Below are 23877 nucleotides of genomic sequence, written 5' to 3'. Positions count from 1 at the left end.
TTTCAATATTTTATGACGCGGCGCTCAACAAGCACGACGATTGCGAACAGCGCGATCGACAGCGACGACGACAGCACGATCGCCGCATAGAGGCGGTCCGACTGGTAGTTGAAGCTCGCCTGGATGATGAGCGCGCCGAGCCCCTTGTCCGAGCCGATCCATTCGCCGACGATGGCGCCGATGACGGCGGTGGCCGATGCGATCCGCAGCGAGGAGAACAGCATCGGCAGGGCTCGCGGCAGGCGCAGGCTCCAGAAGACCTCCCGGCGCGTCGCCGACAGCACCCGGAACAGTTCGTGCTCGCTGTCGCTGGCCGAATCCAGCCCGCGGATCATGTTGACCAAGGTCGGGAAGAAGCAGATCACCGCGGCAATGACGATCTTCGGCGTCATGCCAAGCCCGAAGATCAGGATGATGATCGGCGACAGCGCCAAGATCGGGATCGTGTTGAAGAACAGCACGATCGGAAAATATGCGGCCTGCAGCACGCGGCTGTGCACGAAGACCACCGCCAGCAGCACGCCCGCAAGGTTGCCGATGACGAAACCGGCCAGCGCCTCGACCAGTGTCGGCCAGAGATTGCTCATAAACAGCGCAAGGCTCTTCCGGAAAACCCCGAATATGGCCGTCGGCGTGGGCACGATATAGGCCGGCACGCCGAGCCAGGGCAGCAGGAACTGCCAGGAGAGCAGAATCGAGGCTGCACCCAGGACGGGGAGCGCAATCGCCAGCGCTGGCGGCAGGGGTGCCTGTCTCATGAGGCCCGCTCCAGCGCGCCGCGCAATTCGGCCATGGCGGCGATAACAGCGGGATCCTCGCGTGAGCAGCGGTTGCCGTCCTGTTTGAACGGCCGCATGTCCAGGTCCTTGACCAGCCGCCCGGGATTGGCGGCAAGTACGATGACGCGCTCGCCGAGATAGGCGGCTTCGGCGATCGAATGGGTGACGAAGAGAATGGTCGTGCCGGTCCGCCGCCACAGCGCCAGCAATTCGTCGTTGAGGCGGTCGCGGGTGATTTCGTCCAGCGCGCCGAACGGCTCGTCCATCAAAAGCAACTTCGGTTGTCCCAGCAGCGCGCGGGCGATCGCCACACGCTGCCGCTGGCCGCCCGACAATTGGTGCGGCAGGCGCTCGCCAAAGCCGGCAAGCCCCATCAGCTCCAGCAATTCGTCGCTGCGATCCTCGATCGTGCGCGTCAGGCTGCCTTGCCCGACGCCGAGCGGCAGACGGACATTGTCACGAACCGTGCGCCAGGGCAGCAGGGTCGAATCCTGGAAGACGAAACCGACATCGCGGCGCGAGCGCACCGCGTGCGGCGTGTCGCCAAGCACGCTGATCGTGCCGCCGAGCGGATCGAGCAGGTCGGCGACCACCCGGAGCAAGGTCGACTTGCCGCAGCCCGACGGGCCGAGGATCGACAGGAAGGAGCCGGCCGCGACCGTGAGGTCGAGGCCGGAGAGCACTTTCACCGCCGTCTGCCGGCCGCCGTAGCCGACATCCAGCCTGCTTGCCTCGATTGCGTTCGCCATCAGGCGGCGGGCGCGTCGAGCTTGGGCCGGTCGGCGGCCGAGAGTTCGAGGATCTTGGTGGTGTAGACGTCGGCTGCGGCCGGCCGCCCGTTCGGGTATTGGCCGACCTTGTCCAGCAGCACCAATTGCTCCTCGATCGAGGCTGGGTCGAACGTTCCCCAGCCGTCCTTGGCGGTCTGCCCGTCGAAGGACAGCTTCAGCACCAGATTGATGGTCTTTTCTTCCCAGCCGAGGTCCATTTCCGGATAGGCGGCGACCATCTTCTTCACCGCTTCCTGCGGATTGGCGTGCACCCAGCCCCAGCCCTTGGCGACCGCGCCGATGAACTTGGCCAGCGTGTCCGGATCCTTCTCGATGGCGGCATCGGTGGCGAAATAGACATCGGCATAGGAACTCAGCCCGAGATCGCGCACCAACAGGTCGATGCGGTCGTCGCCGACGACGCTCAGAGCCTGCGTATTGGTGATCCAGCCGCCGATGGCATCGACGTCGCCGCGCACCAGCGGCGCCTTGTCGAAGCCGACATTGACGATGGTGACCTCGGACGGGTCGATGCCGTTCTTGGCCAGGATCTCGTCGATGACGAAGCGCGCCGTCGGCTGGATGCCGATCTTCTTGCCCTTCAGATCGGCGACGCCGCGGATCGGCTTGGCCGGCTTCGAGGTGAAGGCATAGGGGCCGGTGCGGAAGCCGCAGGCGATGATCTTGACCGGCACGCCGCTGGCGCGTGCCGCATAGAGCTGCGGCGTCTCGGAGAACTGGCCGAGCTGGGCAGCACCGGAAATGACCGGCGGCACGGTCGCGGCATTGGGGCCTCCGGGGCTGAATTCCACTTCCAGCCCCGCGTCCTTGAAATAGCCGTTGGCGACGGCGGCGATGTCGCCGATCTGTCCATTCGACATCAGCCAGTCATATTGGATGACGACCTTGCCGGCCGCCCTGGCGCCCGGCGTCAGCACCAGCTGCATGCCGGCCGATGCGACGGCAAGGCCGGCGAAACCGGCTTTCACGAAGCTGCGGCGGTTCATATCGTATTGTCCGTTCCCACTCATTTGTCGCTCCTGTTGCAAGACTTCTTGTTTCTTCTTCAGGCGCCGCTCCCACGGCGCGGCGTCGTCTACGGCTGTTCGTCGTGGTAGTCGCCGGGGCCGCCGTCGAGCCAGGCGTATAATTCCCAAAGCGTGTCGTCGGGATCGGTGAAGTAGGCGCAGCGCGCGTTCCAGACATAGTCTTGCGGAGGGCCGTAGAAGGACACGCCCTTGGCGCTCAGCTCGCCATGCAGGCGGTCGATATCTCCCGGTGCATCGAGCCTCACCGCCACGCAGATCTTGTGCGCCTGGCGCGGCGATTTGAGTTTCGAAACGCCGGTGTGGCGGCTGATGTGGTCGATCTCCCACGCCGCAAGTGTGACGCCCTCGCCATGGAAATCGGCAAAGCCTTCGGCGCGGCGGCGCAGCCGAAAGCCGAGCTTCTCGACATAGAAATCAACCGTACGCTCGATATCTTCGACGAGCAGGCAGACATCCGAAATCGCGTATGCACCTCCGAGCGGCATCGTCATTTCCCTTTGCCGGTGTGCTTGGCGCGCGCCGCGGGCAGCTTGACGCCGACACGCTCGGCGGCGCCGATAATATGGGCGCGCATTGCCGCCTCGGCGGCCTTGGGATCGCCGGCGACCAGCGCCTCGTAAATGCGCACATGCTCGCCGACATTGACGTCCACCAGGTCGTGCAGCGGATTGGTGAGGCGGGCGTAGTGGATCGAGCGGCGGATCTGCTCGCAAACGAAGGAAATGAAGGTGTGGATGTAGCTGTTGCCGGTGGCCCGTGCGATCTCGCGATGGAACAGCAGATCGGCGTCGATGCTGCCTTCTTCCCAGCGCTCCTCGCCGCTCATCCGGTCGAGCGCCGCCTTGATCGCGTCGAGGTGCTCCTGTCCCCGCCGCTCGGCGGCAAGGGCTGCCGACTCGGCCTCGAGGATGCAGCGCAGCTCGAACAGCCGCTCCATATTCTCGGTGTCTTTCAGTGCCTCGCCGTCGATGCGGATCGAGGCGCGCTGCTCCGGCGCCAGTACGAAGGCGCCGACGCCTTGCCGCGCCTCGATCATGCCGTCGGCACGGAGCTGGGCGATCGCTTCGCGCACCACGTTGCGGCTGACGCCGAATTTCTCTGAAAGCTGCTGCTCCGTCGGCAGCCTGGTGCCCGGATTGAGTTCGCCGGAGTCGATCTCGCGGCTGAGGAAGGCGGCGACACGGTGAGGCAGCGCTTCCACCGTGCCGATGGCGGCCAGTCTTTGCTTCATGAAGAGGTCTCCGTTAAAGGCAGAAGGCAGCCGGGGTTCATTAGCCCTTGCGGGTCGAGCGCATTCTTCAGCGCGGTGATGAGCCGGCGATGGGTGGGCGCCAGGCCAGCCCAGAAGGCGCGGGTGCGGGTGCGGCCGATGCCATGCTCGGCGCTGATCGAGCCGCCGAGCGTACCGGCGATCCGGTAGAGCCCGGCAGTGATGTCCGTACCCCTGGCGCGGGCTTCGCGCTCGGCAAGGCCGGCTGGCGGTAGCACGTTGAAATGGATGTTGCCGTCGCCGGCATGACCGTAAGCCTGCGACAGCCAGCCGGGATGGTCGAGCGTAACGAAGCGGCGAGCCTGATCGACGAGAGTCGGGACGTCCGATATCCTGACCGCAAGGTCGGTGCGCACATGGTAACCGCGTTTTGCCTGGCCCTCGACCAGCCCCTCGCGGATCGCCCAGAACGCCTTGGCCTGCGCGCCGCTTTCGGCGAGTACCGCTTCGGTAACGAGACCGCTCTCCATGGCGCCGGCCAGGAAGTCGACCAGCAGCGCGCGCAAATCGACCGGGGCACTTGCGGACAGCTCGATCAGCACATGGACGGGAGCTTCGACCGGCGAGGCAATATCGGCGTCGATCAGGCGCGCCAGTTCGATGCATTCCGAACCGATGATCTCGAAAGCCGACATCAGATCGGCCGAGGCCCGGCGGGCCTGCCGGAACAGCGCGATGGCTGCTTCGAACGAGGCAAGCCCGAGATAGGCCGTTTCGACCCGGACAGGTTTTGGAAACAGTTTCAGTTCGACGCCGGTGATGATGCCGAGCGTTCCCTCGCTGCCGATGAAAAGCTGCTTCAAATCGTAGCCGCGATTGTCCTTGCGCAAGCCGGAAAAGCCGCTCCACAATTCACCGTCCGGCAGCACGACTTCGAGGCCGAGGATGAGATCGCGCGCCATGCCGTAGCGCAGAACATTGATGCCGCCGGCGTTACTCGCCGCGTTGCCGCCGATCTGGCAACTGCCCTGGGCGCCGAGCGCCAGCGGAAACAGGCAGTCATGCGCCTCGCTCGCGTTCTTGATGGCCTGCAGGACGCAGCCGGCATCGGCCTGCAGGACGAAATTGTCGGCGTCGACGAGACGAACGGCATTCAGCCGCTCCAGGCTGACGACCACCGCGCCACGGGCCTCGATGTCGATCGCTCCCGCCACCAGGCCAGTGTTGCCGCCTTGCGGGATGATGCCCAGTCCAAGTGCTGCGCACAGCCGCACCACTGCCTGAACCTCGGCGACCGAAGCCGGCTTCAGCACGGCAAGCGCACCGCCATGGTGATCGCCCGACCAGTCGCCAAGGTATTTCGCCATGTCGCCGGCGTCGATGGCGATGCCACCTTGCCCGACAGCGCCTTCCATGGCGCTGAGGATTTTTGGCGAAAGGCGGTGAACGGTCATGAACGGGGCCGACAACGATGTCTGGACATAGGGTGATACATATCATCCTACAACTGAATCAAGTCAACGGCTCTTCCGAGAAAGACGGGCAGACGCCGGCAAAGGGAAGGCGCGGGGCGCATCGGGTTTAGGACCTGCTCATGCGCCGTCTTGGCCGATTGCCGCCAGGTCGAAAGCATTTCAATGGTGAGCGGCGGCTCGCCCGCGACCGTTGATCCAGCAAGGCATGGGGACAAGATGATCGAATTGCCGTTTTCGCACCACGAATACCAGCAGCGGCTTCGAAAGATCCGCACCGAGATGGCAAGGCGCGGCATCGAACTTCTGATCGTGAACGATGTTGCCAACCAGCATTACATCACCGGCTATGACGGCTGGTCATTCTACACGCCCCAAATGGTGCTCGTTACGATCGAGGAGGTCGAGCCGGTCTGGATCGGCCGCGCCATGGATGCAGCCGGCGGTCTCCTCACAGCCTGGATGAAGCCCGAGAATGTGGTCGGCTTCCCGGAAGACTATGTCCAACGCGGCGATCGCCATCCCATGGACTGGATAGCAGCCTGGATCGTCGCCAAGGGCTGGGGCAATCGTCACATCGGCATCGAGCTCGAAGCCTATTATTTCTCGCCGAAAGGGCATGCCCGGCTTGTCGCGGGACTGCCCAACGCCAGGTTGCATGACGCTGATCTTCTGGTGAATTGGATTCGCGCGGTCAAATCGGCGCCAGAGATCGATTATTTGCGCAAGGCATCAACCTTGGCCGAAGCGGCGGTCGCGCGGGCCTTTGAGGTTATTGCACCGGACGTTCGCGAATGCGATGCGATTGCTTCCATCCAGGCGGCGCAGATCGCCGGCAGCCCGGATTTCGCGGGCGATATTACGGCCTTGCCTCCGACAATTCTCGGTGGCGAAAATGCCTCCGCTCCGCACATCATGTGGAGCGACAGGCGGTTCGGGGAGAACGAGACGATTGCTCTGGAACTCGCCGGGGTCTGCCGTCGCTATGCCGCCGGGCTTGCAAGAACGCTGCAGCTCGGCAAAACGCCGACAAATGTTTCAGACACGGCAAAGGCGGTGATCGAGGGCATGGACGCGGTGCTCGATGCGGTCAGGCCAGGAACGACCGCCGAGGCGGTCGAAGCCGCCTGGCGCAAGGTCATTCAACGCTACGGGCTGAGGAAGGAGTCGCGTATCGGCTATTCCATCGGCGTCGCCTACCCGCCGGATTGGGGCGAGCACACGATCAGCCTCAGGCCAGGCGACAAGACGGTGCTTGAGCCCGGCAACGTCGTGCATTCCATCCTTGGCATGTGGATGGACGGTTGGGGCATCGAGATCAGCGAGACCATCCTGGTGACCGAAACCGGCAATGAGACCCTGACCAGGTTCCCGCGAGACATCCATGTCAAAGCCTGACGATTCGAGGGCAGCGGGCGGTGCCGCGGCTCCCGTCCTAGCCAATATCGATGCCGGGATTCTGGACCGGATGATCGAGATCCGCCGGCATCTGCATCGCAATCCGGAGCTTTCGAACCGGGAAGTGAACACGCAGCGTTACCTGCGGCAGATGCTGGCTGGTCAGGGGATTGATGGCATCCGCGACGTCGCGGGCTTCGGTCTGGCCGTCGATATTGTCGGCACCGGCAAGCCTTCAAATCGCAAGCTGGTCATTCGCGCCGACATCGATGCCTTGCCGATCGAGGAAGAATCCGGTGTCGACTATGCGTCGATAAATCCAGGCGTGATGCATGCATGTGGCCACGATGCCCATGCATCGATGGGCTTTGCGGTTGCCGCGCATCTTCATCGGTCGAGGGATGATTTTGGCGGAACCGTGCGCCTCATCTTCCAGCCCGCCGAGGAAGACGAACCGTCGGGCGGAAGACGGGTGGTCGAAGAGGGGCTTCTTGACGATATCGACGCCACCATCTGCGTTCATGTCGATCCATATACGCAGTCCGGCAAGATCGCCGTCAGTTCCGGTCCGTACACCCTGGCTTGCGATACCTTCGACGTTGTCGTCACGGGCTCCGCCGCGCACGCCGCAAAACCCTATGAAGGTATCGATGCGATAGCCGTCGCCTGTTCGATGGTCACCGAACTGCAGAAGATCGTCGCGCGCGAGATCGACCCCTACGACCCGTTGGTCATATCCGTGACCACCATCAACGGCGGCAGCGCCTACAATGTGATCGCCGGCAAGGTCACGTTGAAAGGCACCATCCGCAGCGGCAGCGACGCCACCCGCGAGCGGGCCTGGCGCCGCGTTCGTGCGATAGCCGAGGGGATGGCGGCGAGCCACGGCGCGAGTGTTGAGATCGACATCCACAAGGGCGAGCCGGGGGTCGTCAACGATGTCGAGATGACTGAGCTGGTTGTCGCCAGCGCCAAGGCCTGCGTCGGGGCCGACAATGTTCTCAACACGCCCGGATGGACCATCGCCGACGACTTTGGCTACTACAGCGAGAAACGCCCGTCGGTCTATTTCCGGCTCGGGATCCGCAATGAAGCGGTCGGATCGGTCGTTCCGCTCCACCATGCCAGGTTTCGTGTCGACGAGGCTGCCTTGAAAGTCGGCGCGGCCACTCTGGCTTCGGCAGCGACGATGTTTCTGTCGACGCGGCGGGAAAATCTCGACGCACAGTGAATCGCGGGACAGGGTGGCCTAGAGGTACTGCTCGACCTTCTTGCCGACGGTCAGGAAACGCAGCGGATCGACCGCCTCGCCATTGTGGCGGACCTCATAATGCAGATGCGGGCCGGTCGAGCGGCCGCTGCTGCCGGTCTTGCCGATGATGTCGCCGGCGGCGAGCTTCTGGCCGACGGTGACGTCGATTTCGCTGAGATGCCCGTAACGCGTGGCAAAGCCGTTGCCGTGATCGACCTCGACCATGCGGCCATAGCCGCCGTTCCAGCCGGCCTTGACGACGACACCGGGCGCAGTGACCTTGGCCGCCATGCCGATCGGGGCCCTGAAATCCATCCCCGAATGCAGCGCCGCGGTGCCGAGGATCGGGTCGGTGCGCACGCCGAACGGGCTGGTGACGGAATGGCCGGGCGCGGGATTGGCGAGCGGCAGCTTGCGCGCTTCCTTCTTCAGATGGTCAAGCGCATCCAGCGCCTCGTCGAGTTCCTTGACCTTGCTGTCGAAGATCATCGAGCCATCGACCGGGATCAGCGGACCACCGGCATCGCTCTTGCCGAAGTCGCTGTCGACCGGCAGCCCGGCCGCCTGCAGCGCCTGGGTTATGGCATCGGCACTCTTGTAGGCGTTGTCGGCAAGCGTGGCGACGCGGGTAAGCTGTTCGGTTTCGATGGCCTTGAGCGACTGGTTGATCGACACGAACAGCCTGTCGGCACGGTCGGCGGCCGAATCGCTGGGCAGCGGGTCGGAGCGGGTCGACCACAGCGAGAACGGCCTGGTGTCGCCGGCGCCCGGACTGGTGGTAAGGCTGGCCACGGAATAGGCCGCCGGCTGGGCGATGCTGCCGGTCACGTCGGCATGTTCGTCGGGCTTGGCGGCGGCGTCCGCCGCGGCGGGCGCGGTGCCGACTTCGCTCTCGGCGCGTTCGAGGATCGGGCCGAGCCGGCCATGGCGCTGGCTGAGCTGGCTCTGCCGCTCGAGAAGTTCGCTGACCTTGGTTTCCATGAGCTGCTGGTCGAGGAGCTGGCGGCTGGTGATGCGGTCGACCTGGGCGCGAAGCGCCGAGATGCGGTCCTCATAGGCCTGCTGCATGCGTGCCTGGCGGGCAGTGGTGGCGCCGATCAGATCGTCGCGCAGCACCAGATAGGAGGTCGCCAGGAGGTAACCGATGGCGATCGCCGCCAGCGCCGAGCCGATGAAGGCGGCAAGCCAGGGGCGGATGGTGAAATGCCGTATCTCGTTGCCCCGGGCGATGATGACTGTGTGGGGCTCTTTGCGCCTGCCGAAGACCGCTGACTGACCGGTTGGGTTCACGGGACCAAGCTTTCGTTACGACATCAACGACAAGCCCGATTACACATCATTAAGGTTAACGGTCGGTTGATTTGGCGCAACGTCTTGCAATTCACGGGTTGTAACCGTTTTAAGACGAGGCGCGCCAGCGCGGCGGCCATCGCGCCGACCGGCAACCTTTTCCACGTGATTCTTCGACGGCATCCTGACCGTCACCAAAGGCAGCGACATGAAGCTTGCCGGCAACCTCATAACCTCGGCGCTGGACACACTGACCGTGACCTGGGATGGTACGAAAAGTGCTGGTCGGTGAACGTCTAGAGTTCAGCCACCTCAACGACATAGCCATCCCGAAGCCAATACCGTTCTCGGGATGGCGACAGCCCGGCGGCAAGCATCAGCTCGCGGGCGGTGAATGGGTTGGCTTCGTGGTTGATGGAGATCAGAAGTTTGGCGTTCTCCTTCGCCCATTGAATGTATGTCTCGGCACTGCCCCTCGACATTTCAGTGAACGAATCCACGTTGATGACGATGTCGACCGGCGGGGCTTCCGGCAGCCATTCTGGGATGCGCATGTTTACGGCTGCCCGCTCTTCGCCATGCAGCGAGATCTGATCGTCGCCAAGAGTGCGGCCCAGAAAATAGGCCTGGGCAACACCTGTCGTCGGAAGGTCGATGAGGGTGTAGTTCTCAAAGCCGAACCTTTGGGCGTAGTACGCGGTGCGGCCGAGACCGCCGCCGATGTCGAGTACGGAGGGGGAAGGCATTCCGGCGGCATATCGCTTAAGCAAAATGGCCTGGTAGAGGGAGTTGATGGCCCTGTATGAGGCGACGCCGCGCTTCGATACGATGCCGAATTCGTTCGGGAATGGATTGGGAAACGACAACTCCCCACCCATGATGCCTTCGATACCGTCGATCAGTATGTCGGTGTCAAGAGCGGCCCGTGGCCCACTTTCCGGGTTTGCGAGTCTTATCGCGCCGATGACTTCGGCGAGATAAACAAGCCTGATGTGAAAAATGGCGCCCTGCTGCTTGTGAATGGCATCCCCACCATTCTTAAGCGCGTCGCTGAAGTCGCTCACGAGATTGTCGAAACCATAGTGGAACGTGGTGCTGGATGGATCGCGCAGGAGCTTGGTGGCCAGATCAATGTCGTCATTCATCAGCGCAGCAGAGACGTCGCCCTTCTTCTGTTCGACAATCGACTTCCAGAATGAGCCGGCAGGATCGGTGTGCATGGCGCACGCCGCACGGAAGGAGCGGGCTATCCGCCTTACCAGGTCGGCGTCATCGGGCGTGGTCTCGCCACTGAAAGTGGTGCGGTAGGGAGCAGTCTCTACGGGAGGTTCGGCCTCTCGCTTAAGTTGTTCGACCTCTCCGATGCTGTTCAGCCGAGGCTGGGTGCGGAAATGGTCAAGCATGAAGCGTTGCCAAAGCGTCCGCGGTTGTTCTGTCATTGCTGTATCCCCATAAGTCCAACTGACCCTTAACCGAAAATCTCAGCCCTGAATAGTTGCAGGCTGCGCCACTGCACAGCGATAATTCTACACCCGCGCCGCGGCCGTAACTCTTGCGATTGCGGGAGGCGCAATCCATGGATCGCAACTTTTCCCGCGCGCTGGCGCTGGTGCTGAAATCCAAGGGCGGATGGCTGGACAATCAGGTCGACCCGAGCGGCGCCACGATGAAGGGCGTCACGCCACTTCCGCCGCTACGTGAAGGCGGACGCCAGCAAGGCGGATCTGCCCAAGATCAGCGATGGCTAGATCGCCACCGTCTACCGACGGTTCTATTGGGACGCCGTCGCCGGCGTCGGCCAGGGCGGACGCATCGGTTCCGCCACGCTTACCGCCGTGGACAAGATGCTACCGGCGAGGGGATCGACAAGTTCTGCGACAACCGCCTGGCCTGGCTGAAGCGCCTGCCGACCTGGCCGACCTTCGGCAGGGGCTAGACGGAGCGCGTCGTTTCGGTGTGGGCGCAGGCCTTGCTCATGGCTTCCTTTTGCCGCCTGCCACGCCCGCACAGCCGGCGCCAGAAGCGTCGACAGCACCGCACGCCAGGACCGGCCAACGGCTCCGCGTGTCAAAGCGCGCGCACCGCCTCGAGCACCTCTTCGGCGTGGCCCTTGACCCGGACCTTCCGCCAGATCCTGGCGATGCGTCCGTCCTTGCCGATCAGGAACGTCGCGCGCTCGACGCCCATATAGTTGCGGCCGTACATCGTCTTTTCGACCCACAGATTGTAGGCCTCGATCACCTTGCGCTCCTCGTCGGCGACGAGGTCGATGGTCAGATCGTATTTCTGCTTGAACTTGTCGTGCTTCTTGATGCTGTCCGGCGACAGCCCGATCACCACCGCGCCGGCCTTCTCGAATTGCGGCTTCAGCTGCGAAAAGCTGATCGCCTCGGTGGTGCAGCTTGAGGTGTCGTCCTGCGGGTAGAAGTAGAGTACAACAGGCTTTCCGGAATACGCGGCGAGGCTGAGCGACCCGCCACCGTCGCGCGGAAGGTCGAATTGCGGCGCATGGTCGCCCAGGTCGAGATCAGCCATATCGGTGCCCTTGTTTGCGGTTACGCGCCAAGCCGCATCGATATAGTGTCGAGCGGGGATTCGTCCACGATCGAGTTCGCTACAACGGAATATTGCGTGGATCAGGAAGAACCGCAGCACGAGAAGATCAGGTTCAGGCGTGACGAGATCACCGACCTGGGGGCTTTTCCATCTGCGTGCAAGGTGCCGCCGCTTGGCCGCGCCAGGATCGGCCGCGGCTTTCGCATTCTTGGGAGGCTGGTTGCCGGCCTTTGCGCGCTGGTGCTGCTGGCCGCGGCCGGCGTCTATGTGCTCGGCGCGACGGGCTTCGGCACCGAACGGCTTCGGGCCGAGGCCGAGACGGCAATCGAGAAACTGGCCGGCTTCGATGTCGATGTCGCGGTCGGGCCGGCACGACTGACGCTCGATGGCTCGAGCTTCATCGCCTTGCAGGTGAGCGACGTCGTGTTGAAGACCGCCGATGGCAAGCCGATGGCCGATGCCGGGCGTGTACGTTTCGGCATAAGGCTGATCCCGCTGCTTTCGGGCGAGGTGCGGCTGACCAGCGCCAGGATTTCCGACGCGCACATCGTGGCGGCGGCGATGCCGTCAGGCGGCGGCGACTGGACGGCGGCGTTGCGCAACGAAGACGGGCTCGTCGATCCGGAGAAGCTGGCCGACGCGGTGTTCGCCAACGTCAACCACGCGCTCGACGCGGTGCGCGAGGATTCGATGCGCCAGATCGACCTCTCGAATGTCGAGTTCGTGCTGCCGGACGCCGGCTCGGTCAAGCGGGTCACCGTCGCCGACGCCTCGGTTCTGCAGACGGGGCGGGGCAGCATGCGGCTGTCAGCCACGGCCGATGTCGACGGCAGGGCGCTCACCGTCGCCGCCACGGCCACGCGCGATCCGGCGGCGCGGCGCGTCAGCGCGCTGGACGCCAGCGTCGGGTTGGCCGAGGCCAAAGGTGCTGCCACGGCCACCGGCGGAAAGCTGGGCACGGTCGCGCTCAAATTGACGGGATCGGAAGGAGCGGGCGAGACCGCGTCGCGGCTTGTGGCTTCCCTGTCGCTTGCCGGCGCCGTGCTCGATCTCGGCACGCGCGGCCTGCTTCCGGCCGACGTCGATGCCAATGCCACGCTCATCTCCGGCTCGAACAAGATCCAGGTCGACAGGCTGCTGCTCAAGACCGGCCGCTCGACCTTCGACTTCGCTGGTTCGATCGGACCGAAGCCGGCCTCCGGCACGGCGGGCGAAGAGCCGGCCTACCGCTACGACCTGACCAGCGACCGTTCGATTTTGGCGCCTTCCGAGTCGCCGGAGCCGGCGCTCGACTTCGTCGCGCGCGTTGCCGGCGTCTATCAGACCAAAAGCCACAAGCTCCTCGCCGAGCAGATCGGGGTCCGGTCGGGCGGCTCGAGCGAGGTCATGGGCACGGCCGCGGTCACCTTTGTCGACGGCAAGGCGCCGGGCATATCCGTCTCCCTCAACGTCCACGACATGCCGGTCTCGCATGTCAAGCAATTGTGGCCCTGGTTCTCCGCCCGCAACGCCCGCCTCTGGGTGCTGAACAATCTGTTTGGCGGCCGCGTCGTCAATGCCAGCGTGGGATTCCAGGTCGTGCCGGATCGCCTTGGCAACGGCGTTCCGCTTTCCGCCGATGAGGTGTTCGGCCGCTTCCAGATCGAAGGGTCGCGCTTCGACACCGCCGGCCGCATTCCGCCGATCCGCGATGCCGTGGGCGAGGTTTCGTTCCATGGCAACGACGTCGACGTCGCGCTCACCTCCGGCAGCGTCTTCATGCCGAGCGGCCGCACCGTGGCGGCCAGCAACGGCACGCTGACGGTCAAGCAAGCCAATCGCCCGCCGGTGATCGGCGCGCTCGATATCGACGTCGCCGGCGAGGCGCCGGCGATCGCCGAGCTCGCTTCCTACGAGCCGATCAACGCCATGCGCCATGTCGGTCTCGTGCCGGAGGACCTGTCCGGCGAAATGACCGGCCACGTCAAGGCGGACATTCCGCTGCAGTCTGGTGTCGACACCTCGAAACTCGATTGGCTGGTATCGCTCGACTACACGGATCTGTCGCTCGCCAAGCCGTTCGAGGACCAGACGGTAACCGAGGCCGACGGTTCGATCACGGTCGGGCCCGATCAGGCGGTGATCTCCGCCAAGGCGCGGCTCAACGGCATCCCGGCCGAGCTTGACCTCGTCGAACCGCTCAAGGACGGTGGCCCTCCGCGCAGCCGCAAGGTCGCATTGGTGCTCGACGACAAGATACGCGCTGCCGCCATGCCTGGCCTGTCGCCGCTGCTTTCGGGAACCATAAAGGTGGCGATCGACAAGAGCGAGGGCGGCGACCAGAACGTCTCGGCTGACCTCACCAATGCCAGGCTGGACATTCCCTGGGCAGGCTGGAGCAAGGGCGCGGGCGTTCCGGCCAAAGTCACCTTCGTCATGGCGAAGTCGGGCAGCACCACGACGCTGTCCGATTTCGACCTCGACGGAAAGAGTTTTTCCGTCGATGGCGACGTGACGCTGGTCAACGGCGGCCTGTCGTCGGCCCGCTTCAGCAAGGTCGCGCTGAACAGGGGCGACGATGTCGCCGTGTCGGTCAAGCGATCGGGCAAGAGCTACGCGGTCGATGTCAGCGGCGAGGCACTCGACGCCCGCTCGCTGATCAAGCAGTTCACTTCCGACGTCGACACCGCCACCAAGACCACCGGCTCCGATGCGATTTCGGTCAGCGCCGACGTCAATTCCCTGACCGGATTCCATGACGAGGTGCTGTCCAATTTGAAGCTGGACTACAGCGCCGCCGGTTCCAGGGTGAACGGGCTGAAGGTGAGCGCAACCGCGAGTTCGGGCGCCGCGATCACCATCAGCAACACGGCCGGCGACGGCCAGCGCATGCTCAACATGAAGTCGGCGGACGCCGGCGCGATCCTGCGCTTCCTCAACATCTACGAGCACATGGAAGGCGGCTCGATCACGCTGTCGATGGCTGGCACAAGCGATGGGCCGATGAAGGGCCAGGTCGATTCCAGCAACTTCTTCATCGTCAACGAGCCGAAGCTTGCCTCGATCGTGTCGACGACACCGGCCGGTGACAGCCGCAATTTGAGCCAGGCGGTCAAGGCCGACATCGATACGTCGCGGGTCAAGTTCGAGCGCGGCTTCGCCGAGATCGACAAGGGCGCCGGCTATCTGAAACTGGCGAACGGCGTGCTGCGCGGCCCGCGCATCGGCACCACCTTCCAGGGCACGCTCTATGACCAGAGCAACAATATGGACATGACCGGCACCTTCATGCCGGTCTACGGCCTCAACCGCATCTTCGGCGAACTGCCGCTGTTCGGCCCGCTGCTCGGCAATGGCAGGGACCGCGGCCTGATCGGCGTCACCTACCGGCTCAAGGGCAACGCCAACAAGCCGGTTCTGGACATCAACCCGCTGTCGGTGATCGCGCCTGGCATATTCAGGTCGATCTTCGAGTACCGCTGAGGTCAAACCCAATCAGTGTGAGCGACCGAATTCGATTTTAGGCGGATACTCGTTCGCCCCGGCCGTATTCACGACCATGGCCCGATACCGACGTCCGCGATGGTGTCCATTCCCCTGCCGGACGACGTTCAAGAATCACCAGCCGCCGCATCGGTCGCCGCATGACGAAGGAGATGATGCGCGCCAGGCTTCCCATCAGATGGTTGCGTCGCACCTTCGCAGGCGCCGCCCGCGTCTCGATTTGCTCAAAGCCCCATCGTGAATAGGCGCCGGCATTGGGCGCGGCTGTGATCACCCAGACGGGCTCCCGATCGTCGGCAAGCAGCGTATCGATCAACCGCGAAGCGATCCCACGGCCTCGCGCCTCCTTGGCCACGACGAGCGATCCGAGTTCGCGCGAGCCGTCGGTATGTTTGCGCATCTGCACCGCACCGATGATGCGGCCTCCTGTTATCGCAACCAGGAAGTTCGGCCAATTGAGGTCGGTTGGGTTCAGACGCTCGGAACGCACCAACGCGCGAATGGCTTGCTGATCCCACTCCGTCGCGCGACGAACGACAATAGCCAGCTGATCCAAGCAACACGCCTCCTGCACCGCGATCTGATCGCATTTCGGCGGCAGGAAGTAGCAAGACGCGTGTTTCTACCAAATGTCGCTACGACCGAGCTTTGTTTCGGCCGGCAGTTGATCGCTTCAGGCCGTTGCCCGTCAGGCCGGCCGCGCCAGGACGTGTTTTTTCTTGCCAAGTGAAAGCTTTATGACGTTTTCCGGACTCAAATCCTGAAGCGTCACCGTGCGACGGTCGTCCGAGACCGGCTGGTCGTTGAGGCGCACGGCGCCGCCCTGGATGTGCCGCCGCGCCTCGCCGTTGGAGGTCGCGAGCCCGGCGGTGACCAGCAGCGACAATATGCCGACGCCGGCTTCCAGCGCCGCTCTGTCCACGTCCACGCTCGGCAATGTGTCGGCGAGCGCGCCTTCCTCGAAGGTCTTGCGGGCGGTTTCGCTCGCCGTGTCCGCAGCATCGCGGCCATGCAGCATGGCGGTGATCTCGGTGGCGAGGATCTTCTTCGCCTCGTTGATCTCCGAGCCGTCGAGTTGTTGGAGCCGCGCCACCTCGTCGAGCGGCAGCGTCGTATAGAGCTTCAGGAAGCGGCCGACATCGGCGTCCTCGGTGTTGCGCCAGTATTGCCAGAACTCGTAGGGCGACAGCATCTCGGCATCGAGCCAGACGGCGCCCGAGGCCGACTTGCCCATCTTGGCGCCCGACGACGTGGTGAGCAGCGGCGTGGTCAGCGCATAGAGCTGCGCGCCTTCCATGCGATGTCCCAGATCGATGCCGTTGACGATGTTGCCCCACTGGTCGGAGCCGCCCATCTGCAGCCGGCAGCCGACGCGCTTGTAGAGCTCGACGAAATCGTAGGCCTGCAGGATCATGTAGTTGAATTCGAGAAACGACAGCGACTGCTCGCGGTCGAGCCTGAGCTTGACGGAATCGAAAGCCAGCATGCGGTTGACGGAAAAATGCCGGCCGACATCGCGCAGGAAGTTGACGTAGTTGATCTCCATCAGCCAGTCGGCGTTGTTGACCATGACGGCGTCGTGCGCACCGCTGCCGAATTTGAGGTAGGGCGCGAAGTTGCGGCGGATGCCGGCGAGATTGTCCTCGATATCCTGCGGCGTCAGGAGCTTGCGCGCCTCGTCCTTGAAGGACGGGTCGCCGATCATCGAGGTGCCGCCGCCCATAAGCGCGATCGGCCGGTGGCCGGTCTGCTGCAGCCAGTGCAGCATCATGATCTGGATCAGCGATCCGGCATGCAGGCTTTTGGCGGTCGCGTCGAAGCCGATATAGGCGCTCACCGTTTCCTTGACGAAAAGCTGGTCGAGGCCTGCATCATCCGACGTCTGGTGGATGAAGCCGCGCTCGCTCATCGTGCGCAGGAAATCGGATTTGAAGGCGGACATTTTAGCTTTCCCGAAAGCGCCAGGCCGCTGCGGCGCTGGCGTGATATGAACGCGGGCGTTTAGCATCCAAGCGCGATCAGCAAAAGTGGAATCCGGTTTTGCGTCTGATCGCGCTTCAGCCGGCAAGCGCGATTAGCAAAAGTGGAATCCGGTTTTGCGGCCCGCGCGGATGCCATTTGCGAATCCTTGCCTCATCGTTTTGGCTGGCGTAATGAGGCGCCGCGCAACGGCTTCGCCCGAGGCGCCGCGACGAGGCCAATCGACCGCCACGCAGATCAAGTCAGGAATCCGGCCTCCCGCACATGAACAGGAACTACCTCATCCTCTTTCTGTTCAGCCTGCTGATGACGCTCAGTGGGCTGATGACCCTTCCGCCCGTCGATCGCGACGAGTCACGCTTCGTCCAGGCCACCAAGCAGATGGTCGAGACCGGCGACTATGTCGACATCCGTTTTCAGGATGTCTCCCGCTACAAGAAGCCGATCGGCATCTACTGGCTGCAATCGGCGGCGGTCGCGCTGAGCGGGCAGGGGGCCGAAGCCCCGATCTGGGTCTATCGCCTGGTGTCTGCCCTCGGCATCGCCATCGCCGTCGTCGGCATCGCCTGGACGGGCACGAAACTCTTCGGCGTCAAGGCCGGTCTCGCCGCCGGCCTGATGATGGCGGCGATCTTCGCCACCGCCTTCGAGGGCCGTGATGCCAAGACAGACGCCATGCTCCTGGCCTGCTGCGTGGCGGCGCAGGGCGCGCTGGCGCAGATTTATCTGGCATCGCGCCGCAACGAGCCGGTTGCCGGCCATCTGCCGTGGGTCTTCTGGATCGCCCAGGGCACGGGAATCCTCATCAAAGGTCCCGTGAGCCCGCTCCTTTCGGTCCTGACGGTCGCCGCGCTGTTCGCCTTCGAGCGCGACTGGCGCTGGTTGTTGAAGCTGAAGCTTGTGCGCGGTGTCGCGCTGGTCCTGCTGATCGTGCTGCCCTGGGTCATCCTCATTACCTGGAAGAGCGGTGGCGCCTTCCTGCAGGAAGCCGTCGGCAAGGACATGATTGCCAAGGTCGCGCAGGGCGAGGAATCGCATGGCCTGCCGCCCGGCTTCTACATGCTCACCTATTCGCTGTTCATGTGGCCCTTCGGCCTGATCGCGGTCGGCGCCGGGCTGCAAGCCATCAACCGCTTCTGGGACGATCCGCGCCTGCGCTTCTGCCTCGCCTGGTACATCCCGTTCTGGCTGGTGTTCGAGCTGATCCCGACCAAGCTGCCGCATTATGTCATGCCGGCCTATCCCGGCATGGCGCTGCTGATCGGCTGGCTGCTCACCTTGCCGGCCGAGGAGGCCAATGCACCGCTCCGCCGCTGGCAGTCCTGGCTGTGGTGGTCGACCGCTTTCGGCCTTGTCGTGGTCTCCATAGGCCTAGCTGTCGTCTGCATCGGCGCGCCGCTTTATCTGGCCGGGACATTTTCCCGGTGGAGCTTGCCTGCCGCGCTTGCCGCGCTCGGCGCCGGCTATCTGGCCTTCCCGCGCCAATTGCAGGTGCCGCTCGCCCGCATCGGCGCCATCGCGGTCTGCGCCGGCATCACCTTCTCCCTGCTGTTCGGTGTCATCGCGCCGTCCTTGAAACCGATCTGGCTGAGCCCGGCGATCAAGGCTGCAGTCGATGCGAACCGCCCGTGCGAGACGAGCGTGCTCGCCTCCGCGCCGTATCATGAGCCGAGCCTGGTCTTCCTGGTCGGCACGAAGACGATCCTGACCGATGTCGACGGCGTCGCAAAGCACCTGCTCGACGACCCCGCCTGCGCGCTGGGACTGGCGCCGGTCGCGGATGAGAAGAAGCTGAACGACGCGCTGGCCGGGCAAGGCAAATCCGCGCGCCGGCTGGCTGAGATCGACGGCCTCAACTACTCGTCAGGGGACAAGCTGTCGCTCGGCCTCTACCGGGTGGACAAGTGAACACGACGATGACCCCGCCTGCGGTGTTCCGCCGGTCTCTCGGCAACTTCCTCGACACGATGCGGATCGTGCGAAGGCGCTTTGCCGTGCGCAAACCCGATTATCCACGCATAGCCTGGCCTGTCTGGCTGCTCGCCTGGATCCTGCTCACGGCAGCGGTCTTCTTTCGCCTTGACCACGCAGCCGGGACGCGTTGGGGGGAATGGCCTCCCGGTCTTGCGCGCTTCACCGAGTTTTTCACCGATTTCGGCCTGGGCGGCTGGTATCTCATTCCGGCCGCCCTCTGTCTTGTCGCCGCCAACCTGACCGACTGGCGAAGCCTTTCGCGCCGCGCGCGAATGCTCGTCTACAACTGGACCTGCTTTGCCTTCCTGGTGCTCGGCGCGGTCGGCCTCTCGGGCATCGCCGTCAATCTGCTCAAATACGGCATCGGGCGGGCGCGTCCGCGCTATTTCGACGATTTCGGGGTGTTGTCGCTGCATCCTTTCGCTTTTGATGCGCGCTTTGCCGGTTTTCCCTCCGGCCACGCCACCACCATGGGCGCCGTCTTCGGCGTCGCGCTGCTGCTGTTTCCGAGGCGCTGGTACATCGCGCTGGCGATCACTGCGTGCATCTCGTCGACGCGGGTCTTCGTCGGCGCGCATTATCCCAGCGACACCGTCGCCGGCTTTGGCCTCGGCTGCGCCAGCGCGATCCTGTGCGGACTTGTCTTCGCCCGGCTCGGCTTCATCTTCCGCCGGACCTCGGCGAAGCTGCCCGTCCGCAAGGCGACCTTTCGGCTCGCAGGCTATGGGGCAGGGAACGGGAGGGTGGCGTCCAGACAAAGCGAAGATCGCGTCGCCGCGGACCGGCCTTAGGGTCAAAACTCAACCGTCAGGGTCCAATGGCCGGGATGGGTGGGAAGTTGCCGTTCGGCTCAATAGCCAGAATGCGCAGGTTGCGCCAGAAAACGGTCGTCCACCGCCATTTCTCGAATGACCGCAGTCGGGCCGTGTTCGGAACGTCCGGTTTTGGGGAACGCTCCGCGGTAAGCTGCTGTTCTTAGTTCGGCCTATCATGCAGAGTTTGCTTGGGCCGCTTCCGACCCCAACCCTGTCGTTCGCGGCAGCTTGAGCGACGCCCAGGAGCGCTCGGTTGATCGGCCGTTTCACCTGACAAGTTGTCCAGAGATCGGCCACCCGGTGGAACTGCAATAGTCTTCGAGGGAAGCATCATATCCGGGCGAACAAGAGCCTGACGCCGGCGTAGGCGAAGATGATCGCCAGCGTGCCTTCGATCGAGCGCCGCGCCTTTGAATAGAAGCGGACCATCGGCGCGGTTGAGAACACGATGGCGTAACCGCAGAAGATGCTGACGCTCAGAACCGCGCAGCCTGCCAGGATGATGGCAACCGTCTGCCAGGACGCGTTCGGCCCCAGGCCGAGGGTCACAAGGGCGATCCATGCGAGGATAGATTTAGGGTTGCTGAGGTGCATGAGCAGGCCTCGTCTGTAGAGGTCCCAATGGCGCGACTGGCCGTTCTTTGCACCAGAAGCAACGGCGCGCTCCGGCGTCAGCGCCGCCTTACCCGCCTTGACCGCGAGGTAGATCAGGTACAGCCCGCCAAATATCTTCAGCAGAATGAGAGCATGGGCACATTGAGTCAGCAAAGCCGAGATACCGGTAGCTGCCATCAGCCCCCAGAAGATCGAGCCGGTCACGACGCCGGCGGACATGGCCAGGCCAGCCTGACGGCCCTGCCGCATGGCGACGCCCATGATCCTCATGGTACTTGGGCCCGGACTGCCCGCAGCGACGATATAGGCGGCCCAGACCAGAAGAAGGTGTTGCATGGTTCAGTCCCCTGAACCGGCGAGCGCCTGGATTAGGTCATCGATGATGTCCTGGCCATCCTCAAGTCCGACCGACATGCGCAGCAGTCCACCAGGTGCCGTAGACTCGGGCCCTTCGACCGAGGCTCTGTGCTCGATCAGGGAATGGGTACCGCCGAGGCTGGTGGCGCGCACCACCAGCTTCAGGCGACCGGCCGCAGCCATCGCCGCCGGCTCGCCGCCCTTCACGACAAAGGACAACATGCCGCCGAATGCGCTCATCTGCCGGGCGGCAAGCGCGTGGCCGGGATCGTCGGCAAGTCCCGGGTAAAGGACCTGCTCGACATGGGGTGACTTCGACAGGGCTTCAGCAACCTTCAGCGCGGCGTCGCAGTGTGCGCGCATCCTGACCGGCAGCGTCTGCAGCCCGCGCAGCGCCAGCCAGCAGTCGAAAGGGGCCGCGACGCTGCCCTTGTGCTTCTGGATCATCTGCAGGGGCCGCTCCAGGGGCGATGTAGCTGGCACCACAACGATGCCGGCCATCATGTCCGAGTGGCCGCCAATGTATTTCGTCGCGGAATGAACCACCGCGTCGGCGCCCAGATCGAGCGGACGCTGCAGCGCCGGGGTTGCCCAGGTGTTGTCGACGACGGCAAGAGCGCCAGCCTCGTGGGCGATCTGACAGATGGCAGCGATGTCGACCACGCGGATCATCGGATTTGACGGGGTCTCCATCCAAACCAGGCCCGTGGGTTTATCCTGAACCGCCGTCCGCACGCGGTCGAGAGCCCGCATGTCGATCGGCACAAATTCGAAACGGCGGCCGATGTCCGTCTCCCTGATCAACGAGCGGATACCGAAATACATGTCGTCTGGCAGAACGACGCGCCCTTTCGACGGATGGGCTTCCAGGACTGCGGCGATGGCAGCCATCCCGGATGCGAAGGCGATGCCTTCCCTGCCTCCTTCAAGCGCGGCCATAGCTTGCTCGAAGGCAAAGCGGGTCGGATTAGAGTCGCGGGTATACTCATGGCCTGACGGAAAGGAGCCATCAGCGCCGCGCTGAAATGTCGTGCTCGTATGCAGCGGAATGGAGACCGCACCGGTCGAGAGATCGACGCTGCGGCCGATATGGATAGCTTGTGTGTCAAAGCGCACGCTGGCGTCCTTTTTATCGATTGTTCGGAGTGGTCATTATATTGACCGTAACGCTCTGAGCTGATAAAGTCAAGATAATGACCGACACATCATTCATCTCCGATCGCGAGCAGGATCTGGGGCAGGCCATAGCCACCAGGCTGCGCAACCTGCGGCGCGACCAGGACCTTACGCTCGACAGGGTCGCCAAGCTGACAGGCCTTTCCAAGGGAACGGTGGTCGCGCTCGAACAGGGCAAGGCCAACCCCAGCATAGGCATCCTCTGCAGGTTGGCGGCTGCGTTCTCGCTGTCGGTGGCCGACTTGATCAACGATGCGCCCGGGGCCGAAACCGACAAGCGCATCGAGCGCATGGTGACGAAAACACTCTGGACGAGCCCCGCCGGCAGCAGCGCGCAGCTGCAGGCCTCCACGTCGGGCCGCACCATGTTTGAACTCTGGTCCTGGGTGTTGGCACCCGGCGACGAATTTCACGCGGACGCGCATAGCGCCGACACGCGGGAGCTGGTGACGGTAGCCGCCGGCGCTCTCACCATCGTCGTGGGCAAGGACTCGATTGTGCTGCTGGAAGGCGAAAGCGCCCACCTGATCACCGACCAGTCGCATTCCTACATCGGCGCGGCCGATGCCTGGACCCGGTTCACCATGGCCGTTCTGGAGCGCGGAGGGCAGCGACTGCCCGTCGCCGCGTCCGACGAGCCAGCCACGCTTGAGAAGGCGGCAATAGCCGACCATTAGACTCTATTCTGCAGGAGTTCGCCTTGTACGTTCCGCCGCATTTTGCCGTGCTCGACACCGAAGCACTTTACGGCCTCATCGAGACCCACCCGCTGGGGATCTTGGTCACCAACAGCAACGGCACGCTCGATGCCAACCATATCCCTTTCGAGCTTGACCGCTCGAAAGGCGGACAAGGCATCCTGAATTGCCATGTAGCGCGCAAAAACCCGGTTTGGGAGGAACTGCGTGACGGGGACGAGGTGATGGTCATCTTCCGCGCGGACGAGGCCTACGTCTCGCCGAACTGGTATCCGAGCAAGCACGAGTTTCACAAGCAGGTGCCGACCTGGAATTACTTGGTCGTTCACGCGCATGGGCGGGTGACGATCCATGATGACGAGCGTTATGTCCGGAGAAACGTCGCCAAGCTCACCCACCGGCATGAATCCACCCAACCGGTACCGTGGAAGATGGGCGATGCCCCGAAGGACTTCGTCGACATCATGGTCAAGGCAATCGTCGCGATGCAAATCGAGATCATCAGCGTCGTCGGGAAGTCCAAGCTCAGCCAGAACAAAGAGGTCCGCGACATACGCGGCGCGGGGGACGCGCTTGTCGCCGTCGGCGAGCATGTTGTCGGCGAGGCCATGCTCAAGGCAGCCGCGGAGAAGCCGTAGCCTTCGCTTACATTGGCCAGCAGCGCCTGTGTCAGTTGCGAGATGCCGTCAGCATGATGTAGCGCGTTGGGCGGCAATCCAGCGCTAGGATGCGCGTCTAACTATCTCAGCCAGCCTCTCACAAGCGGATCCCGGGTACCGGCCCTTGTGTCTGTCAGATGTCGAGGGTCCGCTTTACAGGCTCGTCGCTGGGAAGCAGACTAACCCCTTTCCACCCCAACTCAGTCGTTGGTGTTTGCTTGATATCTTGCCACTGGGAAAGACTTCCGGAGGCCGATTAGGGCCGGACGCTGACCGTCAGTTTCTGGCGTCCAGAGCACGTTAGCAGACTTTGACAAGTTTAGGTGCCGTTCCAATCTGACCCG

The 23877-nt window shown here is 63.7% G+C and carries 21 protein-coding genes; 8 read left to right on the top strand and 13 right to left on the bottom strand.

Annotated features, from left to right (window positions below):
- Positions 1-2: 2 nt before the first annotated feature.
- The 6 genes from DH08_RS09170 to DH08_RS09145 form a co-directional block, all read right to left on the bottom strand.
- Positions 3-758: an ABC transporter permease gene (locus DH08_RS09170; protein WP_192178997.1), complete on the bottom strand. Its 756-nt coding sequence runs from the start codon at positions 756-758 to the stop codon at positions 3-5.
- Entirely contained in the window at positions 755-1528 is a 774-nt protein-coding gene (locus tag DH08_RS09165) for an ABC transporter ATP-binding protein (RefSeq protein ID WP_192178996.1), read from the bottom strand. Before DH08_RS09165 ends, DH08_RS09170 begins: the two co-directional genes overlap by 4 nt.
- The gene (locus DH08_RS09160) at positions 1528-2556 is read right to left on the bottom strand and encodes an ABC transporter substrate-binding protein (RefSeq protein ID WP_192179066.1); all 1029 of its coding nucleotides are present in this window, start codon (positions 2554-2556) and stop codon (positions 1528-1530) included. The genes DH08_RS09165 and DH08_RS09160 overlap by 1 nt, the downstream gene beginning before the upstream one ends.
- A gap of 89 nt (positions 2557-2645) precedes the next feature.
- Positions 2646-3083 (bottom strand): VOC family protein, encoded by a 438-nt coding sequence (locus DH08_RS09155; RefSeq protein ID WP_192178995.1) that lies wholly within the window; start codon positions 3081-3083, stop codon positions 2646-2648.
- Positions 3084-3085: 2 nt separating this feature from the next.
- Entirely contained in the window at positions 3086-3829 is a 744-nt protein-coding gene (locus tag DH08_RS09150) for a FadR/GntR family transcriptional regulator (protein ID WP_006204455.1), read from the bottom strand.
- Complete coding sequence (locus DH08_RS09145) at positions 3826-5262, bottom strand: FAD-binding oxidoreductase (RefSeq protein ID WP_210328581.1); 1437 nt, start codon at positions 5260-5262, stop codon at positions 3826-3828. The genes DH08_RS09150 and DH08_RS09145 overlap by 4 nt, the downstream gene beginning before the upstream one ends.
- 237 nt (positions 5263-5499) lie before the next feature.
- On the opposite strand from DH08_RS09145, the gene DH08_RS09140 reads away from it, so the two are divergent.
- The gene (locus DH08_RS09140) at positions 5500-6678 is read left to right on the top strand and encodes a M24 family metallopeptidase (RefSeq protein WP_192178994.1); all 1179 of its coding nucleotides are present in this window, start codon (positions 5500-5502) and stop codon (positions 6676-6678) included.
- A gap of 70 nt (positions 6679-6748) precedes the next feature.
- The gene (locus DH08_RS09135; RefSeq protein WP_246800746.1) at positions 6749-7909 is read left to right on the top strand and encodes a M20 metallopeptidase family protein; all 1161 of its coding nucleotides are present in this window, start codon (positions 6749-6751) and stop codon (positions 7907-7909) included.
- Positions 7910-7927: 18 nt separating this feature from the next.
- On the opposite strand, the gene DH08_RS09130 is transcribed toward DH08_RS09135, so the two are convergent.
- Positions 7928-9220, bottom strand: a complete 1293-nt coding sequence (locus DH08_RS09130; protein ID WP_192178992.1) for a peptidoglycan DD-metalloendopeptidase family protein — start codon at positions 9218-9220, stop codon at positions 7928-7930.
- Positions 9221-9516: 296 nt separating this feature from the next.
- Positions 9517-10659, bottom strand: a complete 1143-nt coding sequence (locus DH08_RS09125) for a putative sugar O-methyltransferase (RefSeq protein WP_192178991.1) — start codon at positions 10657-10659, stop codon at positions 9517-9519.
- Between the two features lie 137 nt (positions 10660-10796).
- Between DH08_RS09125 and DH08_RS09120 the strand changes: the two genes are divergently transcribed.
- Positions 10797-11156: a hypothetical protein gene (locus DH08_RS09120; RefSeq protein ID WP_246800745.1), complete on the top strand. Its 360-nt coding sequence runs from the start codon at positions 10797-10799 to the stop codon at positions 11154-11156.
- Between the two features lie 131 nt (positions 11157-11287).
- On the opposite strand, the gene DH08_RS09115 is transcribed toward DH08_RS09120, so the two are convergent.
- Positions 11288-11755: a peroxiredoxin gene (locus tag DH08_RS09115; protein ID WP_192178990.1), complete on the bottom strand. Its 468-nt coding sequence runs from the start codon at positions 11753-11755 to the stop codon at positions 11288-11290.
- Positions 11756-11851: 96 nt separating this feature from the next.
- On the opposite strand from DH08_RS09115, the gene DH08_RS09110 reads away from it, so the two are divergent.
- A complete protein-coding gene (locus DH08_RS09110; protein ID WP_192178989.1) occupies positions 11852-15238 on the top strand; it encodes a YhdP family protein in 3387 nt (1128 codons plus the stop codon).
- 37 nt (positions 15239-15275) lie between these two features.
- On the opposite strand, the gene DH08_RS09105 is transcribed toward DH08_RS09110, so the two are convergent.
- Together DH08_RS09105 and tyrS are read right to left on the bottom strand one after the other, a co-directional pair.
- Complete coding sequence (locus DH08_RS09105; protein ID WP_192178988.1) at positions 15276-15815, bottom strand: GNAT family N-acetyltransferase; 540 nt, start codon at positions 15813-15815, stop codon at positions 15276-15278.
- A 132-nt stretch (positions 15816-15947) separates the two neighbouring features.
- Complete coding sequence (tyrS, locus tag DH08_RS09100) at positions 15948-17201, bottom strand: tyrosine--tRNA ligase (RefSeq protein ID WP_192178987.1); 1254 nt, start codon at positions 17199-17201, stop codon at positions 15948-15950.
- A 302-nt stretch (positions 17202-17503) separates the two neighbouring features.
- On the opposite strand from tyrS, the gene DH08_RS09095 reads away from it, so the two are divergent.
- Positions 17504-19147 carry an ArnT family glycosyltransferase gene (locus DH08_RS09095; RefSeq protein WP_192178986.1) on the top strand — a complete coding sequence of 548 codons (1644 nt, stop codon included), beginning with the start codon at positions 17504-17506 and terminating at the stop codon, positions 19145-19147.
- Between the two features lie 8 nt (positions 19148-19155).
- Entirely contained in the window at positions 19156-20004 is an 849-nt protein-coding gene (locus DH08_RS09090) for a phosphatase PAP2 family protein (protein WP_192178985.1), read from the top strand.
- Positions 20005-20358: 354 nt separating this feature from the next.
- Here the strand turns inward: DH08_RS09090 and DH08_RS09085 are convergent, their stop codons facing one another.
- Both DH08_RS09085 and DH08_RS09080 read right to left on the bottom strand, forming a co-directional pair.
- Positions 20359-20979 (bottom strand): LysE family translocator, encoded by a 621-nt coding sequence (locus DH08_RS09085; protein WP_192178984.1) that lies wholly within the window; start codon positions 20977-20979, stop codon positions 20359-20361.
- A 3-nt stretch (positions 20980-20982) separates the two neighbouring features.
- Positions 20983-22116, bottom strand: a complete 1134-nt coding sequence (locus DH08_RS09080) for an aminotransferase class I/II-fold pyridoxal phosphate-dependent enzyme (RefSeq protein ID WP_192178983.1) — start codon at positions 22114-22116, stop codon at positions 20983-20985.
- Between the two features lie 77 nt (positions 22117-22193).
- Here DH08_RS09080 and DH08_RS09075 point away from each other — a divergent pair, with 77 nt between their 5' ends.
- Positions 22194-22853, top strand: a complete 660-nt coding sequence (locus tag DH08_RS09075; protein WP_192178982.1) for a helix-turn-helix domain-containing protein — start codon at positions 22194-22196, stop codon at positions 22851-22853.
- A 23-nt stretch (positions 22854-22876) separates the two neighbouring features.
- On the top strand, positions 22877-23512 hold the full coding sequence (locus DH08_RS09070) for an FMN-binding negative transcriptional regulator (protein ID WP_192178981.1): 636 nt from the start codon (positions 22877-22879) through the stop codon (positions 23510-23512).
- Positions 23513-23877 lie beyond the last annotated feature (365 nt).

The organism is Mesorhizobium amorphae, from assembly GCF_014843845.1.
In the GTDB taxonomy this organism is placed as follows: Bacteria; Pseudomonadota; Alphaproteobacteria; order Rhizobiales; family Rhizobiaceae; genus Mesorhizobium; species Mesorhizobium amorphae_A.
Note: the sequence above shows the minus strand (reverse complement) of the source record. Positions and strands in the feature narration are given on the sequence as shown.

Excerpts from the sequence above, each read along its gene's own strand:
- DH08_RS09170 (WP_192178997.1), bottom strand. The coding sequence starts at position 758 with ATGAGACAGGCACCCCTGCCGCCAGCGCTGGCGATTGCGCTCCCCGTC.
- DH08_RS09165 (WP_192178996.1), bottom strand. The coding sequence starts at position 1,528 with ATGGCGAACGCAATCGAGGCAAGCAGGCTGGATGTCGGCTACGGCGGC.
- DH08_RS09160 (WP_192179066.1), bottom strand. The coding sequence starts at position 2,556 with ATGAACCGCCGCAGCTTCGTGAAAGCCGGTTTCGCCGGCCTTGCCGTC.
- DH08_RS09155 (WP_192178995.1), bottom strand. The coding sequence starts at position 3,083 with ATGCCGCTCGGAGGTGCATACGCGATTTCGGATGTCTGCCTGCTCGTC.
- DH08_RS09150 (WP_006204455.1), bottom strand. The coding sequence starts at position 3,829 with ATGAAGCAAAGACTGGCCGCCATCGGCACGGTGGAAGCGCTGCCTCAC.
- DH08_RS09145 (WP_210328581.1), bottom strand. The coding sequence starts at position 5,262 with ATGACCGTTCACCGCCTTTCGCCAAAAATCCTCAGCGCCATGGAAGGC.
- DH08_RS09140 (WP_192178994.1), top strand. The coding sequence starts at position 5,500 with ATGATCGAATTGCCGTTTTCGCACCACGAATACCAGCAGCGGCTTCGA.
- DH08_RS09135 (WP_246800746.1), top strand. The coding sequence starts at position 6,749 with ATGATCGAGATCCGCCGGCATCTGCATCGCAATCCGGAGCTTTCGAAC.
- DH08_RS09125 (WP_192178991.1), bottom strand. The coding sequence starts at position 10,659 with ATGACAGAACAACCGCGGACGCTTTGGCAACGCTTCATGCTTGACCAT.
- DH08_RS09120 (WP_246800745.1), top strand. The coding sequence starts at position 10,797 with ATGGATCGCAACTTTTCCCGCGCGCTGGCGCTGGTGCTGAAATCCAAG.
- DH08_RS09115 (WP_192178990.1), bottom strand. The coding sequence starts at position 11,755 with ATGGCTGATCTCGACCTGGGCGACCATGCGCCGCAATTCGACCTTCCG.
- tyrS (WP_192178987.1), bottom strand. The coding sequence starts at position 17,201 with ATGTCCGCCTTCAAATCCGATTTCCTGCGCACGATGAGCGAGCGCGGC.
- DH08_RS09095 (WP_192178986.1), top strand. The coding sequence starts at position 17,504 with ATGAACAGGAACTACCTCATCCTCTTTCTGTTCAGCCTGCTGATGACG.
- DH08_RS09090 (WP_192178985.1), top strand. The coding sequence starts at position 19,156 with ATGACCCCGCCTGCGGTGTTCCGCCGGTCTCTCGGCAACTTCCTCGAC.
- DH08_RS09085 (WP_192178984.1), bottom strand. The coding sequence starts at position 20,979 with ATGCAACACCTTCTTCTGGTCTGGGCCGCCTATATCGTCGCTGCGGGC.
- DH08_RS09075 (WP_192178982.1), top strand. The coding sequence starts at position 22,194 with ATGACCGACACATCATTCATCTCCGATCGCGAGCAGGATCTGGGGCAG.